This is a genomic window from Bacteroides congonensis, from assembly GCF_900130125.1.
GTDB lineage: Bacteria > Bacteroidota > Bacteroidia > Bacteroidales > Bacteroidaceae > Bacteroides > Bacteroides congonensis.
This window is the reverse complement of the sequence record NZ_FQXY01000010.1, coordinates 1,514,714-1,531,798: the sequence shown is the minus strand read 5'-3', so window position 1 is coordinate 1,531,798 and position 17,085 is coordinate 1,514,714. Positions and strand designations below refer to the sequence as shown.

Genomic DNA, 17,085 nt, shown 5'->3' with positions numbered 1-17,085 from the left:
CAAATAAGTTTGCGGCATCAATAGCCAGGATTTTGTTTAAGATTATGGTTTGTATCCAATGATTTACGCGGAATGGGGAAAATCTTTGTATGATCATCTTCATCGGGCGTCTTATCCCACCATGAACCTGTATTGAATTTCCCGAAACGAATCAAATCGACACGACGACGTCCTTCACCAAGAAACTCGCGTCCCCACTCATCCAAGAGTTCCTGTTCATCAAGTGCAACACCTCCTTCCGGAACATAAAGATAATCACTCCATCTCTCTTGTGGATAATTGCGTTTACGCACGGAATTGAGTAAAATTCCAGCTTTCGACAATTCCCCCAAACGAAAACGACACTCTGCTAAAGCATATATGATTTCCGGAAGGCGTATTTCCACAAAATCCGATTCCATTTGACCGGATTCATCATCACTATAGAATGGATACTTTACATAATGCCATCCGGACTGATGGTCTCCTGAACGGAGATTACTAGTTTTGTTTATAGGCCATTGATTAGGACGTAGTCCCTTAAATTGTCCGACAGCATCACGAATATACAATTCATAACTACCATCAGGGGAGGTCATATTCCCCCTCACCCCATCTTTTACAACAGGAATAGAACCAAACAGGAACAACCCCTCACGTTTGTTGTTACCAAGATTTTTGTAAAGTTTCAATCTGACATCTTCAGGATAATTACGAAATTTCTGAGCAGTATTACCGAGTGTATAACTGTAAAGTTTACCATTCAGATCATAGCTTGGAGTAAGGGCATATTTGCAGTTATGATCACCACCTTCGCTTTTGGAATCATTAACGTAATATTCCATCTGTTGTGGGACGCTCCACCAAAACGTATCACCTTTGTAAAGCCAAAAAGTATAATTCTGACTACTGGGAAAAGCGAAGAGAACCTCATCAGAAATATCATTATTCCAGTCAAATACTTCATCCCAACGGTCTGCTACCTGATAGGGTCCATATTCTCCATCAACTATTTTCTGGGCATACGTAATGCACTCTGTCCAACGTGCTTCTCCAATATATACTTCAGCATTCAGATATAAGCGTACCAATAATGCCGCAACTCCAGCTTGGGTCCATTGCCCTTGTTCGTTACCGTTGCCACCAAGCCCCGATTTAGCATTGATTAGATGGAGGATTTCTTTTAGTTCATCTTCTATAAAAGTAAACAGCTTTTGGGAAGAGACTTGTTCGCCAGATCCACTTTTAGGATCAGAAGAAGTATAGAGAGGAACATTTCGGAACTTATCAAGTAAACGCAGATACAGCCAAGCTCGAAGAGCACGATTCTGAGCTTTCAGATTACTGAATTCCTGCTCGGAAAAGCCAAAATCAGCAGGATCCAATCTACTAAGATCATCTATTATGTAATTACTTTGCATAATACCTGTGTAGCAACCATCCCATTCCATATCAAGATATTTACTTTCAGGAGTTAACTCATGGTATTGAAGAGCCCGCCATTGTCCAGCATCATCCCACCACCCATCACGTGTACAGGTCATTATTTGGTCTGCCGTTAGTTCGTTAAGAGGAATATTTGATTGAATAGACCAATAAGCATGTTCAAAGGGGCGAAGAGCTGCTCGTATAACATCTGTCTTAGTGTTATAGTAATTATCACTCATAACATCACTATATACAGTCTCACTCAAATCCGTGCATCCAGTTGTAATGACAGTGAAAACGAATCCGCCTATAATGGCCAATATTTTAGATTTCATGATTTTAAAATTTTATAAGTTTAGAAATCAAGTTGTACGCCAAGAATAAACTGACGGCAACTCGGATAATATGTACGTGAACCAGTAGCTCCCGGTGTCAATCCATTAGTTTGTATAGAAGAAGGGTCTACCCCACTGTAACGGGTAAAAGTTGCAAGATTCTTTGCTGTAAACGAAAATTTGACAGATTCTAGAAAATGAGATTTAACGGGCCATGTATACCCTAACGAAAGCATATCAAGTTTCACATAATCTCCTTTTTCCAAATAATAATCAGTCACCACATTTTTACCTTTTATTTCTGCATTTTTTGTATATGCTTTTTGCAAGACATTTCCTGTAAAACTCTGAGTACCATAGTAGAAATCATGTACATTGAAAATATCATAACCAAATGCACCACGAAAGAAAATGGAAAGATCCCAATTGCGCCAATGAAAATTGTGTGTCATCGATGCGGTAAACTTTGGAAGTCCATTACCAACAATTTGCTTGTCATCATTTGTTCCGTTAGCAGCAGGTTTTATATTACCTTCCCGGTCATAAATCATAAAATTACCGTTTTTATCAATACCAGCATATTTCCACATATAAAAATTACCGATACGTTCACCAGCAGAAATACGTTGTAAGGTATAGAGCGGATATGGATCAGAAGTTTCAACCATATCATAATAATCCTGTCCCACATAATCGGAATTACTGAAATTAACAAACTTGTTGTCCATAGTAGCCCCAACAAAATCGATAGAGTAGTCAAAATCTTTCAACTGTATCGCAGTAAAATGAAGGTCAAACTCAAATCCCGAATTTTTCATCGTTCCAACATTGACAAAAGTTGTAGAATGCAAATAGGGTGGAACAGGAACATTATAGTCTCCCAAAAGATCCTGCTGTTTACGATTATAATAATTGAAAGAACCGGAAATACGATTGTTTAATAGCGAAAAATCGATGCCAATATTCCAGTTTTTTGCCTTTTCCCAATGCAAGTCATTATTCACATTTTTACCTGGCCCCCACACTTGTAACCACTGTCCGTTATAATAGTAATAACCAAACCCTGACATAGTACTGAGTGACCTGTAGTTGCCGAAATCCTGATTACCGGTTTCACCGTAATCACCACGAATTTTCAAATCATTAATCCAACTAATATCCTGCATAAATGACTCCTCCGATATACGCCATCCGGCAGAAACAGCAGGGAAGTTCCCCCACTTATGATCTTTACCAAATTTTGAAGAACCTTCATGCCGTAGTGAAGCAGTTAGCAAGTAGCGGCTTTTCCAGTCATAGCTGACACGACCAAAGAAAGCTATCAACTTGGAATCTTCAGCCCATGAACCCACTCCCACATGGCCTTCTTCCTTATCCCAATCGCCAGTACCGAGATTATTAGAACCAATACCGTCATTTATAAAATCTTTGTTCTCACCAGAGAGATTCTGATCTTTTGTATACTGATAAGAATAACCAACCATGGCTTTTACATTATGCCCGCAAAATGAACCATTGTAATTAGTAAGCCATTCCAGAATACGTTGAGACTGCTTTGCATATTTGCGCGATCCTTCACCAGAATATCCTTGGGCGATAGCTAGTGTAGAAGTAGAAGGACGAAACCAAGAATCGAAATTCGATGATTCGTGTCCAGCAAACGTAATCTGTGTATTTAAAATCTGCCCATTCTCAGAATCTTTCCATAATAAAGGTAATAAGTTAAGTTTGGCAGTAGCATCATAGTCTAAAAGTTTCGTTTCCGAAGTATTATCTTCAAGGTTAATCAACTCAACAGGATTGTATCCAGCAGCCTGACCAGTAATTGCAGTATATTGACCTGGATTGTCTACATCCATAATAGGAGTCGTGGGATTAATCTCCAACGTATTGCGAAATACATCCCAAGATGAGTTTTTACGTTTAATAAGCCTTGGAGCTACATTAGCTGTAAAAGTGAATAGTCCGTTTCGTGTCGTCTGCTGTATGCCTGCTCTTCCACCATATTCCTCCCGTGACGAGTACAAATCCACTCCCTCAGCTTTACGATAATCTATCGATACACGGTAATTGTTTTTATTGTTTCCGCCACTAAGCGATAATGTATGCTGATGCATCCAACCCGTTCTCGTCACAGCATCTAACCAATCATCATTTCCACCAAGATCATTACCATAACCACCCGGAATACGCAATGCGCGATATTGTTTGGCAGTAAGCATATCCAATTCATGATTTGCAACACTTGCTGAAACCGTTCCCATATAAGAAGTATGTATCTGCCCGTCACGCGTTCCTTTTTTGGTTGTCACAAGAATCACCCCGTTAGAACCACGTGTTCCATAAATAGCTGCTGCTGCACCATCTTTAAGTATGTCAAAACTGGCAATATCGTTGGGATTGATGTTCGTTAGATTTCCACCGGGAATCCCATCAATCACAATTAACGGACCGGTTCCCGCACTTCTCGACGATACGCCACGAATCTGGATACTAGCCTGATTATTAGGATCGGCTGCACCGGTATTAGTAATTGATACACTGGGTACTTTACCTTGAATCATCATAGATACATCAAGAGAGGTAGACTTCAAAAAATCTTTCTCATTGATATGAGAAATTGAAGAAGTCAATTCTTTCTTATCCATGGTACCATAACCGATTACCACAACTTCATTAAGCTGTTCACTATTCTGTAATAACTTGATAGTGAGCCTCTTCATTCCATTAACTGAGATAGTCTGATTTTTATAACCGAGATAACTGACTTCCAATACTGCTTCAGGCAAAATCCCAGTAAAAGAAAAGTTGCCATCGACATCCGTAGTGCAACCTTTTGAGGCTACCCCTTTTAGTCTGACAGTTGCTCCAATGAGCGGCTCATCGGTTTCCGCATCCACAACTGTCCCCGAAACATTGATTGCCTGAGCAAACAACATAGTTGTCCAACCAGACATAACTAACAATGTTAATAACACAAATCTTGATAGTAAGTTTTTCATGGATATGATATTAAATTAATTGAGATTAAAATTCTATCACAAAAATAGAATGCAATTATACAAGATAAAAATACAAAACTGATAATTAAGAAAAACAAAATGGATAATAAGATGATAATCAACTTATTACCCATTTTACAGATATGAAATAATTAAGGTCAAATAAAGATTTTCTCAAATGCTATAATCTGATTTTATCCCTTATACTTTGGGAATTGCCATAATGTAATCATCAAATTCCTCTTTAGGGACAAGTGCTTTAGCTTTGGTTTTGGCTTTATATACATATATCGTATTGACAGACAGATTTAAATATTTAGCCACATCCGTCGGATTACTAATGCCAACACGCATCAGGGCAAAAATTCTTATTTCAGTGGACAATTCTCCAGAACTATCGATGCTGACCTGATATTCTTTTGGAAATAACTTGTTGTATTCATCAACGAAGTTAGGAAACAATTTCATAAAAGCTTTATCAAAAGCTGAAAACAGCCGCTGCCATTCCTTTTTAACCCCCATATCATACAACAAATATTTTACTTCATCATATTTCTTATCATTCAACTTACGTATGGCGGTATTACTCATCTCAGCAACCTCGTTTACATATTGATTGGCTTTGATAGATTCAATAATGTAACGGTCCTTGATTTCATTCACTTCTTTCAGTTTCAAGTTCAGCTCAGAAAGCTGTTCATTTGATTTATCGAGTTCTTCAGTTTTACTACGAATAGCTGCATTCGACTCACACAAACTTCTATTACGTCTTCTAATTTTAGCATACATTAAAAACAGAAGAAGAAGCAACAGCCCAAATAATGAAATGGCATATATTAACATGGTCTTTGTATTACGAAGCCATACATAACGTGCATTTTCTATTGATGGAAGTACAGAATTAACCTCAATCTGACGAATTCGTGAATTATAGGTTTTGGCATCATCAAGAGCTAAATGAATATATCGACTTGCTCGACTAAGGTCACCGCGTTGCTGCATTAATATAGCAAGGTCTTTAGCAGCTGTATTTTCTCTAGTTAACGAGCGAATATCATAAATTACTGCAAGGGCAGCAAAATATATTGCAGAATCTACTTGCTCCACACCTTTATATGTATTACTCAATATAGAATAGTTGATTGCTTTTTCATGATCGTTCAAATGGTGAACCCTAAGTAGTCGGATGCGCTCATCAATAGATTCTCTCGGTAGATACTTCCACATCACCTTTTTCTCAATAGCTGCATAATCATGCTCATAGCTGCCAACAGGAGTCAGGGACAAGATACTATCATAACACGTTTCCCTTGAATGAGCATAACGAAGCCCCAATTTAGATTCACGACCTACATACGACTCCAAATTTTGAAACATACGTGCTTTTAAGGTATAATAGTGTGGCAGAACCGCTTTGGGAATAGCAGTAACTTTAATCAACTTATCCACTTCAGCGGCTTCCTTAAAGAAACCCACCGAAGTGTAACAGTCGAGGAGAGCCACATGCGCTAGAACGAGCTCTGACTGATTGTTGTTTTCAATAGCGATATCATACATCTTGTCAGCATAGGCATACACTGAATCAAATTGATAATTTCGATATTCGCTATACAGAATACTACATAAATCAAAACGGGATTCTCCAGTAGGTAGGTTAGCCAATTTGTTTTTAAGCAGAATCAACTGCTTTTCCTTTGCCACAATGTAACTGTGACGATTGTCTATTTCAGTATCAAGTGCAGATAATACCGAATCTATTTGCATGGACGTTACTGCGGCAACCGGCATAATAACAAAGCTAAACACCATACTCAGTAAAACAGACCTGATAACTTGACAATACAGTGAATATAAAATTGAATATGCATCCATATAGATAGTTTTTTCGTGGAAATGGTTAACACATTAATAAAAGAATACTGCAAAATTATACAATTTCGGATATATACACCAATTATAGAACAGCATTTTGTAAAAAACGCCAAGCATTGTTTTGGAACATAACAAGCATTGTTACGCCTTATAAGGATATATTCTCAAATAGGTAGGTATCTTCTCAATCGCATAGCGTAAAGTTGTTTGTGACATAGCATTCTTATAGTGTACGACGAAATCAAAAACTTCATCCCAATGTGATTCACTCACTACTTTAAGCATCCAACCGCAATCTTTTCACACCATCTCATCTTGATCGCACAGCATAGCTGTAGTAATCTCAAGTATATCTTCAAAACACAAACCCTTTCGAGCAGGGATAATCAGAGTTACTGCAACATCTTGATGTACCCAACAATTATCCGATTTTATCCATGCTTCCAGATAAAATACATACCGAGAAATCTTTCGGTTCATAACACTTTTTTAATGAATAGGCACACGCCACTACAACTTCTCAGTTATCCAACTGCCATAACTGTTCACACTGTTCGAATATCTCTGTTTTCGATTTAACACAAACCTTCTTATAAAATTCGAGACTATCCAATAAATTGTATAAATAAAAAAAACTAAATCTTGGAGTTTTCTATCACACAAAATTGTGGACAATGACGTATATAAAAAGAGAATAGCTATAAATCATTGATTTATAGCTATTCTCTTTTTATATACGTTTACTTATCGATTTTACTTCACTTCCTCAAAATCAACAACATTAGAGGCATCAATCAATTTATTCATTAAATTTACCCATGTAATATTAGCATTACTGTGCGCAAACTTTCCTTGCACATACGCATTTTGAAATTCTTTCAACAGCGTGTCATAATAAGATAAACTAATATAAAATGTACAACTATTATCATCCGAGTAATTGGATTTTGAATAAATATCTCCCTTTTGAGGTCTGGAAAATATTCTTTTTGAAAAAGCTTGAAACAACATAGCCAATTCTTGTCCATTAAAAACTTGTTTTTTCTTCGTTTCCATAATATTATTTTTTAAGATGAAAAAAGCGTGGAACATCCCCTACGCTTCTGAGACTTTGGCGAGCCTGTACTGCAAATAAGGAAAGCCCACGCTATAGCGCAGGCGTTCACTTAAATTCATTGCAGTACTTAAAATCGCCAAATTTCAGAAGCAAGAATAAAAGCTAACGCTTTAATATATACATTTATAGACTTCAATAAATCAAAGTCCATGCAAAAATAACAATTTTCAGATTTAAATTCGCAAAAAATATTTTTTTGTTCTTTTCAACATCAATATTTTATCTAAGTCAAACTAATTTAGATAAGCCGAAGTTATGAATACGGTTCATAACTTCAGCTTTACTCCGCTTATAGTTTACCCAGTTTATCGGCTTCTTTTCTCAATTGTTCGGCTTGCTCGTTCAACAGCCTTGCACGTTCCAGTGCTTCCGCCTGCTTTTGGATGCGGTATTCAAAATCCATCACTGAATCGGTCAGCCTTCGGATAAAACCATTATCCCGTTGCCACTTGAACTTGTTTTCCAGCATATCAAAAGTTTCTCCGTCTGCCTGTCCTTGCATCAACAAATAGCGGTATTTCATATCGTTGTCCTGCAACTGCTGCATACGTTCAGCCAAACGAACATTCAAGAATATGGAAACGAAACAGATAACCAGCACTGCCGAAAAAAGAAACAATCCCGGACAAATCCAAGAAGCTACCTTGTTGTAAATCCGTTGATAGAGCGGTAAGGGCGTAGCTTCCTCTTTATCCGTCTTGCAAGAGCCCAAAACATCAATCATTACCTTGAAACAACGGTAGGTTTCCAATACTATTTTCTTGGTGTCCTCGATATGTTTCTGCTGACCTTGCATCCTGTTCCTTATCTCGTCAAGCTGGCTTTGGATAGCCTGCAAATCCTTTTCGGGAACAGCCGGGTTACTGTGCAGTTCCGACAATGCCTGTTCGATTGCGTTCAGTCTTTCGAGAGTTTCCCCCCGACTGGCTGGCGTTACCTGTGCTTCCTGCTTCTCTTTCAGTTCTGTAACCATTGAGAGAAGCCCCTCTAAAATCAAATTTTCCTCCATACGCTTATAACTTTAGTTGTTTTTTCTTTTTTTTCTTCTTCTTTCTCAAAAAGGAATCATCGGGCATTTCATCAGCCGGGGCTGACAAACCGGAAAACAGACCGCCTAAACCTGTTATAAAAGAATTATCCGCTTTGTCGGGTGCTGATACTGATTTCTGAACAGGTGCGGTAACCGTCTGCTTATTGCTTCCGACTGTCATCTGCCCTACATCCCCAAAACATTTATCCAGTTTGGAGAAACTGAAACTACGGTCTATCTCCGAACCCTTGAACGTGTATTCACCTTTGGAAAAGGAAACGCCTTGTATCTCGCCTGTCTGTCCCTTGTACTTGAACCGGATAGTAATACCCTTTTCCGCTAACCGCTCCTGTAACTGCTGCCAGTTTCGGGATTTCCCGATTTCATTCTTTACAGCGTTGTAAATCTCGTATTTCGATTTGTCCGGCTCTTTCAAGCGGTGCTGCTTCACCTGTTCTTTTCCACCAGCGAAATAAAGCCCGTGCTTGGCTTTCAGCTTCTTGCATACCTGCTCGTTACGGTACATATCGTTCCTGTCCGAAATGGTCTTGCCGTTGTTGTCAATACGGTTGAATACGATATGCACATGTGGGTGTTCCCGGTCTTGATGGCGCACGATGATATACTGCGTATCGGTGATTTTCATTTCACGCATATACTCCTGCGCAAGCTGTATCATCTTCCCGTCTGTCAATTTGGGCGCATCCACTGCCGAATAGCTTAGCGCAATATGTCCGACTGGCTTTTTTAAGTCGGGATTCATCCCGGTCTGCATACAGAAGCTGCGGATTATATCTCCCCGGCTTTCTGTTAGTACCCCCTCCGCATGGAGCAAAGCCGCCTGTTCCTTGCCAAGCACATAGTTCACGCAGCCCTTAAACCCGCTTCCCTTTTTTATTTTTCCAATCATCCGACAACTGGTTTATAATTTCGACAATCCTGTTTTTCAGTTTCACTAGTTCCACCGCCACCAGTGCGAAACCTCCGGCATTCGCCCGGTGCGCCAACTGGTTGATGTTGTTGGCTTCCCCTGCCAGTTTGCGAATGGTGTCCGCATCCTTCCTGTTCAGCCGGGGTATGACCTCTGCCGAAACAACTGCCTGCCGTACATACTCACTGACACGCAACCCGGCTTCTCCGGCTCGCTTTCTGATGGCGTAATACTGCAACTCGGTCAGTTTCGTACTGACAACCCGTTGCTGCTTCTCTATCCGTTTCTTTGCCGGACGTCCCCCCGGCTTATCCTTTATATTCGTCATAAGTTTTTACGTTTAAATAGTGTCTTAAAAATTGCGACCAACGGGAGAAATTTTCTTTGCGATGAGCAAAGCAAGGTAGTTTCGGTTTACCGAAACATAACCTTGCTCTCCAAATTAAACCGCCTGCCGTTGGTAATCCTGCCGGACTAAATCCCCCTGCCCCTTTTCTGTCTTGGGGCGGCACGTTGTCCGGTTTCCTGCTTTATCTCCTGCACTTGGCTGGTGCTGTTCTTCTGTTCCTGCTTCTTGCCGCACAGGTAATCGTTCAAGTCCGAATAGCCCCTATAATTGCCCGAGAAGTCACGCACATGGAAGGAGTATTCCAATGCAATAGCCTGTGTCGCCTTATACCCCGTCTCGTCATTGTCAAGCATACAGTGGATGCGTTCATACGGGTACAGCACGTCAATGGCTTTCGGCACGTTGACAGTAGAGTTGAGTATGACATAATCCTGTCTGTCAAGGTCGGGCATGGTCGGACAGTTCTTCATCCGGAACGTGAGGAAAGAAAGATAGTCCATAAAACCCTCGAATACCAAACATTTCTCTCTCGGCTCTCCCTGCTGCCGTATATGGGTGATGTCTTTCGGGGCGATGCAACCCTTAAAAAAGGAATTGCGAACCTCGTAACCTCCTGCCATGTTCGGGAAACCGATAGCAAAGAATGGTCTGCCGTTATTGATAAAATGGAGTTCCTTGCATTCTCTTTTTGCCAGTTCGACATTGATACCTCGTCCCTGCAAGTAACGGAGCAATGCCAGATGGGTCAAGTCACGGACTTCCAAATGTTGGAAACTCGGTTCTGTCCTACGCTGGGGAAAAGAAAAACTGACCGGACGGATGTGCGGTGTCTGTTCTGCTATCTGGTTTAAAAGGTATGGCACGCTGCCGGAGCAATAAAGTTCCTTTGCCAGTGCAATGATGTTGCCGCCCTTACCTGCGCCAAAGTCATACCAAAGGTTGCGGTCAGTGTTCACCTTGAAAGACGGTTCGTGTTCCTCCCTTAACGGTGATTTGTACCATAAGCCGTTGCCCTGCTGCTTGACAGGAGAGTAGCCTAAACTGTGCAGATAGTCTGCGATGGGTATTTGTTTCACATCTTCGATATTCATAACATTTTCTTTTTGGGGGATTAAAAAATAGTTGAAAAGTGCGCCAGTCCTGTTTAGTCCGTTATATATATACCCGTACCATACTAAACCTGCTTGTTCCGATACAGGGAAATAGTAAGTCCGTTCCTCTTATATATACACCCGGACTAAACCAAACGGACTTTTAATAATGGAAATCGGGATTATAGCGGTAGCCCTTGCCCTCTTTCACAATCATGCGCTTGTTCACAAGAAACTTGTTAAGTGACACAAGGACATTGCGTCCACGCTCGTAGCCGATACTCGCATAACCCTGCTTCAATGCCGCTATGACATTGGAATAGCCTTGTACCACCTGCTTGCCGAAACCGTTCTCCAACGCTTCCCGGTGTTGCTGTTCAGTCAGTTCCGTAAGCGGAAAATTCCTGTCCTGCTTAGGTTGTTGGAATACATAATCATCCACGATTTCGGGTAAAGCGTTGTCATTGATACGGAATGCGAACGGGTCAAACTCCCGGTCACGTATGTGCATTGCCTTTACCTCGCTTATGTTGCCGTCCTGCCGGCTTTTCGTGATTTGCAGGACGGTTTCAGCCTTGTTGTTCAGTTCCGTGCCGATATGCCCCCTTGTGTTGTCATCCCCCTTATTCAAATGTAGAACAGTATGGATATGCAGGTTATATCCGCTTGACCAGCGCATCAAAAGGTTGATTAGGTCGGTTGATTCGCTGGGACTGTTGATGTCGTACATCAAGTCACGGATTCCGTCAATGATGAGCAACCCCACATCGGGCATATTTTCAAGCATATAGCCGATAATCTGTTTCCGCTTGTCGGGGGTCTGCTCTCTTAGCACGATGAAAACAAAATCGTCCCTGTCCTTGTCGGTAGGTAGTCCGGCAAGCCGTAAAATACGCTCCATGACCTTATGGCAATGGTATTTGCTCTGCTCGGTATCTACATAGAGGATTTTCCGCTTGTTCGGTGGCAGGTATGCCGAATACTTCAGTACCTCGTCATTCTTCAACGCTGCCGCAACGATAGCGGAGATGTTGAATGTCTTTTTGCTCTTGGCTTTACCCGTGGATGCGCTGAAATTACCCAGCGTGCCAATGGTAGAGCCGTTCACCCAGAGTATTTCGGGCGGCACTTCGTAAGTGTCCGTTACCTTTAAATGAATGGTTTTCCAAAGGGCTGCGAAATCCTCTTTCTGTATGGTAACACCCTGCCCGGCTTCTGTCGCTTTTCTATTTTCCATAGCCGTTATTTCTTTAGAGGACGGTTAAGGATATACTTCTGCGCTTCCTGCTCTATCTGCGCCTGCGTCTTGACCGGGTTCTGACGTAACCATGCTTCCAACTCCGCTTTCTCAAAATAAAGCATTTTGCCCTGCGGCTTGTAATGGGGTATCAAGTTACCCGAAGTCAACTTGTACAGGTAACTTTTAGAAAGGTTCAAGAACTTGCTCGCTTCATCGAAGCTAAGCACACTCTTTGAAAGGAACAACATCTTTTCGAGTTCGGAAACTCTTAACTCTAAATCTCTTTCCATATTGTTTAGGAATTTAGGTGAAACAATATGAAGGTGCGCACCCTCGTTTTTTTGTTAACGGGGGCAAAGTTAAGAGGTTGAAAATGAAGTCTAATTGACCTTTGTTTGAGCGTTCAATCTATGCTCAACCTTTTTTCAGTTGTTTGATGTATTTGTCTATGATTTCATATCCTTTCGGATAGATGTTTTTTGCTTGGTCTGTCGCACTCGACAGGTCAGTACGTGTAAGCGGTTCTCCTTTTATCTTCTTCAATATCAGCTTATTGTTTGCTATGACAGACTGCCATTCATAAACGATGTAATTATAACAGCTAAGTTGCATCATAAGATAGGCTAACAGACGAGTATTATTAACTTTCAATACCCCATTCAGTTTGCAGTTGAAAAAATCGGTAAGTATTTTGGCACTGACGGTAGTAGTAAACATATTCGCTTCATTCACACAGTCGGTCAGAAGTTTGATTTCATTGGCTTTCAACGTGGACTTGAAAGGATTGCTTTTGCCCACAATCTTGGTTGGATTAGTATCTGCACTTTCCTCTTTCTCTTTTGGCAAGACTTGCTCTTGGATGGCAACCGCATCTGTATGGTAATTGCTTTCCTGTTCTTGCAGATAGCGCAAATACTTGGAAAGCACGACAAGATTAACGATAATAGACAAATAGGGAAGCCGCCCATCATAACAGGACGGTTCATGCAAATATGCGTCCATATCAAAATCAGAGCAGCGGAAACCGATATACTTTTTTCTTTCATCAGAATTCAAGTCCTCAAAATAACCGCTTTCCCACAAAAAATCGGGAATATCCATATCCAATACAATGTTACGCACGACACGGTATTTTTGTTGGATGGCTACAATATTTTCAGTCACACGGAAAATTTCTTGCCGCAAATAATCCTTTAGCTGAGCTTGCGTCAAATATTCACGTTTTAAAAATAGTGCATCTACTTTAGTTTTATAGTCATGAGCTATACAACTATCTAATATCTTCTGTATTTCTCTGAAATTGTTTTCCATATGATTTTCCATAATCGTGCGCCTTTAAACGTTCTTACTACAAATATAAGGTAAGAATCTCACTTTTCCCGAAAACATCGGCAATAATAAGGTAGATAAAGATAGGATAAGCGTTAAGAAATTATAAAGATATGGGGAAGAAAACTATTAAAGTACACCTTTTCTTTGTATTCGTCATTCAGTACACGTTTAGTACGCCCTATAAAAGCAGAAAACCCTAATAATCAAGTGATTATCAGGGTTTATTCGTACCCAGACCCGGGGTCGAACCGGGATGGAAGTGAATCCACTGGTGTTTGAGACCAGCGCGTCTACCGATTCCGCCATCTGGGCGCATACTTGATTTCTCAATTGCGGTGCAAAGATACGACATTATTTTGAATCTACAATAGTTTGGCAAAAAAAAGGAGAAAAAAATAATAAAACATGTCTTAAACGCTTCTCTATTCAGAGAATAAACCGTACATTAGCAGAAACTTTAAAATAGAGTCACTGTCATGACAAACAAGGATAATTATTGCGTGATTATGGGTGGCGGCATTGGCAGCCGCTTTTGGCCGTTCAGCCGCAAAACATTGCCCAAACAATTTTTAGATTTCTTCGGAACCGGTCGCTCACTCTTACAGCAGACTTTTGACCGCTTCCAAAAGGTTGTTCCAACAGAAAATATTCTTATCGTTACCAATGCAATGTATGCGGACTTAGTGAAGGAACAGTTGCCGGAAGTGAGCGAAGATCAGATTTTACTGGAACCCGCAAGAAGAAATACCGCTCCATGCATAGCGTGGGCTTCCTATCATATCAGGGCACTGAATCCAAACGCCAATATCGTAGTCGCTCCCTCGGATCACCTGATTTTAAAAGAAGATGAATTTCTTGCCGCTATTGAAAAAGGACTGGATTTTGTTTCACGCTCGGAGAAACTGCTGACATTAGGAATCAAACCCAATCGCCCCGAAACCGGATACGGATATATACAAATCGACGAACCTGCCGGAGATAACTTCTACAAAGTAAAAACATTCACTGAAAAACCAGAACTGGAATTAGCCAAAGTTTTTGTGGAAAGCGGGGAATTTTATTGGAATTCCGGACTGTTTATGTGGAATGTAAATTCTATCATCAAGGCAAGCGAGGAGTTATTGCCCGAACTGGCTTCCAAGCTGGCACCCGGAAAGGATATTTATGCCACTGATGCGGAAAAGGCATTCATTGAGGAGAATTTTCCTGCATGTCCTAACGTGTCCATTGATATAGGTATTATGGAGAAAGCGGATAATGTATATGTATCCCTGGGGGATTTCGGTTGGTCTGACCTTGGAACTTGGGGGTCGCTTTATGATTTATCGGAAAGAGACATGGAAGGTAACGTTACGCTGAAATGCCATTCACAAATCTATAACAGTAAGGATAATATGGTGGTGCTTCCGAAAGGAAAACTGGCCGTAATTGACGGATTGGAAGGATATCTGATAGCGGAATCGGACAACGTCCTGCTGATTTGCCGCAAAGACGAAGAACATGCCATCCGCAAATATGTGAATGATGCCCAAATGCAACTGGGCGATGATTTTATTTAGTAGATTCACTCGAAGGCCGGAACAAAAAACAAGCCGGATAAGATAATCATATACCAATAGTAAACGGTGAACCCACTGCTAGTAATCATACAGTTTGTTCACCGTTCTCTGTTTTTATAATCGAATAAAACTTTGTGTGTCTCTTGAATCAACCGGACATTCTTAGATAATCTCTATTCCCTGCTCCTTGCAAAGTTGCAGTCCCAAGTCTTTTAATCTGAATTTCTGAATCTTTCCACTGCCTGTCATCGGGAATTCATTTACAAAGAATACATATTTGGGGATTTTATAACGGGAAATCTTATTTCTACAGAAGTCGCGCACATCTTCCGCCTGCATCGTCACTCCTTCATGCAGGATGATAAATGCACCGACAGCCTCACCGTATTTCTTTGAAGGGACACCCGCCACCTGAACATCTTTCACTCCGTCAAGTTTATAAAGGAATTCTTCGATTTCACGCGGATAGATATTCTCGCCGCCACGAATAATCATATCTTTGATACGTCCGGTGATCCGGTAATTTCCATCTTCGTCCTTTATACCCAAATCGCCGGAATGAAGGAAGTTGTTGGCATCGAGAACCTCGGCTGTGGCTTCGGGATTCTTATAATATCCTTTCATGGTGTTATAGCCGCGGTTACACATTTCGCCTTGCACACCTACCGGGCATTCTTCACCCGTCTCCGGGTCAAGCACTTTCACTTCTGTAAATTCGAAATCACGGCCTACTGTATTGCAACGTACGTCAAACGGGTCGTCAATGCGGGTGGCGGTCATACCTGGAGCGGTTTCTGTCAGTCCGTAGACGCTGGTCACCTTCATATACATTTTCTCTTCCACCTGCTTCATCAGCTCGACAGGGCACAATGAGCCTGCCATAATACCTGTACGAAGACAAGACATATCAAAAAGGTCGAACATCGGATGATGCAACTCGGCAATAAACATGGTCGGCACTCCGTAAAGAGCCGTACAACGCTCCTTATGGATAGAAGCCAATACGACCAACGGGTCGAAGCGTTCTACCATTACCTGCGTGCAACCATGAGTCAGACAGTTCATAGTAGCCAGTACGACTCCGAAGCAATGGAATAACGGCACGCAACAGCAAAGTTTGTCGTCTGCCGTGAATTTCATATGTTCACCGGTCAGGAAACCGTTGTTGGCAATATTATAATGTGTCAGCATCACTCCTTTCGGGAAGCCGGTAGTTCCTGACGTATATTGCATATTTACTACATCATGGCAGTCCACCTTACTTTTCAGTTCGCTCAAGCAATCATCTTCGATATTATCTCCCAACAGCAGAATTTCAGTCGTGTTATACATCCCACGATGTTTTTCCTGGCCTACATACACCACATTCTTCATGTATGGGAAACGCTCACTCTTCAAATGCCCGCGTTCGCAGGTTTTCAGTTCGGGGAGCATGGTGTAGGTCATCTGTACAAAGTCACTGTCCTTTTCACCATTAACGATGCAAAGGGTATGCATATCCGAGTTCTGACAAAGATATTCAAGCTCGGACTGCTTATAGTTCGTGTTTACAGTAACATATACCGCACCAATCTTTGCACAGGCATATAGTAATGTCAGCCAGTCGGGTACATTCGCTGCCCAAATGCCGACGTGCGTACCCCGTTCCACCCCAATGGCGATAAGTCCTTTTGCCATGTCATCCACGCGGCGGTTGAACTGGCTCCAGGTAAAACGGAGATTGCGGTCGGAATATACGATATATTCTTTATCAGGAGTCTCTTCAGCCCAGTGTTCGAGCCACTGTCCCAAAGTACGGTCGAATAATTGCATGTAGCTAG

General features: G+C 41.2%; 14 protein-coding genes and 1 tRNA gene. 1 reads left to right on the top strand and 14 read right to left on the bottom strand.

Annotated features, from left to right (window positions below; genetic code table 11):
* Positions 1-17: 17 nt before the first annotated feature.
* The 13 genes from BQ7997_RS16945 to BQ7997_RS16880 form a co-directional block, all read right to left on the bottom strand.
* Positions 18-1,742: a RagB/SusD family nutrient uptake outer membrane protein gene (locus BQ7997_RS16945; protein ID WP_050444320.1), complete on the bottom strand. Its 1,725-nt coding sequence runs from the start codon at positions 1,740-1,742 to the stop codon at positions 18-20.
* Between the two features lie 20 nt (positions 1,743-1,762).
* Positions 1,763-4,744, bottom strand: coding sequence for a SusC/RagA family TonB-linked outer membrane protein (locus tag BQ7997_RS16940; protein WP_032579569.1), 2,982 nt, complete (start codon positions 4,742-4,744; stop codon positions 1,763-1,765).
* Positions 4,745-4,945: 201 nt separating this feature from the next.
* Positions 4,946-6,616: a DUF6377 domain-containing protein gene (locus BQ7997_RS16935; RefSeq protein WP_073347322.1), complete on the bottom strand. Its 1,671-nt coding sequence runs from the start codon at positions 6,614-6,616 to the stop codon at positions 4,946-4,948.
* A 141-nt stretch (positions 6,617-6,757) separates the two neighbouring features.
* Positions 6,758-6,901: a DNA alkylation repair protein gene (locus tag BQ7997_RS16930; protein WP_081030034.1), complete on the bottom strand. Its 144-nt coding sequence runs from the start codon at positions 6,899-6,901 to the stop codon at positions 6,758-6,760.
* A gap of 468 nt (positions 6,902-7,369) precedes the next feature.
* Positions 7,370-7,672 carry a hypothetical protein gene (locus BQ7997_RS16920; protein WP_032579587.1) on the bottom strand — a complete coding sequence of 101 codons (303 nt, stop codon included), beginning with the start codon at positions 7,670-7,672 and terminating at the stop codon, positions 7,370-7,372.
* A 350-nt stretch (positions 7,673-8,022) separates the two neighbouring features.
* Positions 8,023-8,742: a hypothetical protein gene (locus BQ7997_RS16915; RefSeq protein WP_025868197.1), complete on the bottom strand. Its 720-nt coding sequence runs from the start codon at positions 8,740-8,742 to the stop codon at positions 8,023-8,025.
* Positions 8,743-8,746: 4 nt separating this feature from the next.
* Entirely contained in the window at positions 8,747-9,673 is a 927-nt protein-coding gene (locus BQ7997_RS16910; protein ID WP_032579571.1) for a relaxase/mobilization nuclease domain-containing protein, read from the bottom strand.
* Positions 9,639-10,022 (bottom strand): MobC family plasmid mobilization relaxosome protein, encoded by a 384-nt coding sequence (locus BQ7997_RS16905; RefSeq protein ID WP_032579573.1) that lies wholly within the window; start codon positions 10,020-10,022, stop codon positions 9,639-9,641. The genes BQ7997_RS16910 and BQ7997_RS16905 overlap by 35 nt, the downstream gene beginning before the upstream one ends.
* A gap of 146 nt (positions 10,023-10,168) precedes the next feature.
* The gene (locus BQ7997_RS16900; RefSeq protein WP_032579575.1) at positions 10,169-11,134 is read right to left on the bottom strand and encodes a toprim domain-containing protein; all 966 of its coding nucleotides are present in this window, start codon (positions 11,132-11,134) and stop codon (positions 10,169-10,171) included.
* Between the two features lie 163 nt (positions 11,135-11,297).
* A complete protein-coding gene (locus tag BQ7997_RS16895; RefSeq protein WP_032579577.1) occupies positions 11,298-12,371 on the bottom strand; it encodes an AAA family ATPase in 1,074 nt (357 codons plus the stop codon).
* A 5-nt stretch (positions 12,372-12,376) separates the two neighbouring features.
* Complete coding sequence (locus tag BQ7997_RS16890; protein ID WP_025868291.1) at positions 12,377-12,664, bottom strand: helix-turn-helix domain-containing protein; 288 nt, start codon at positions 12,662-12,664, stop codon at positions 12,377-12,379.
* 124 nt (positions 12,665-12,788) lie between these two features.
* Complete coding sequence (locus BQ7997_RS16885) at positions 12,789-13,697, bottom strand: hypothetical protein (protein WP_032579580.1); 909 nt, start codon at positions 13,695-13,697, stop codon at positions 12,789-12,791.
* A gap of 237 nt (positions 13,698-13,934) precedes the next feature.
* Positions 13,935-14,018: transfer RNA gene (locus tag BQ7997_RS16880), tRNA-Leu, on the bottom strand.
* Positions 14,019-14,182: 164 nt separating this feature from the next.
* On the opposite strand from BQ7997_RS16880, the gene BQ7997_RS16875 reads away from it, so the two are divergent.
* Positions 14,183-15,265 carry a mannose-1-phosphate guanylyltransferase gene (locus BQ7997_RS16875; RefSeq protein WP_044656077.1) on the top strand — a complete coding sequence of 361 codons (1,083 nt, stop codon included), beginning with the start codon at positions 14,183-14,185 and terminating at the stop codon, positions 15,263-15,265.
* A 162-nt stretch (positions 15,266-15,427) separates the two neighbouring features.
* Here the strand turns inward: BQ7997_RS16875 and BQ7997_RS16870 are convergent, their stop codons facing one another.
* On the bottom strand, positions 15,428-17,077 hold the full coding sequence (locus BQ7997_RS16870) for an AMP-binding protein (protein WP_073347321.1): 1,650 nt from the start codon (positions 17,075-17,077) through the stop codon (positions 15,428-15,430).
* Between the last annotated feature and the right edge of the window lie 8 nt (positions 17,078-17,085).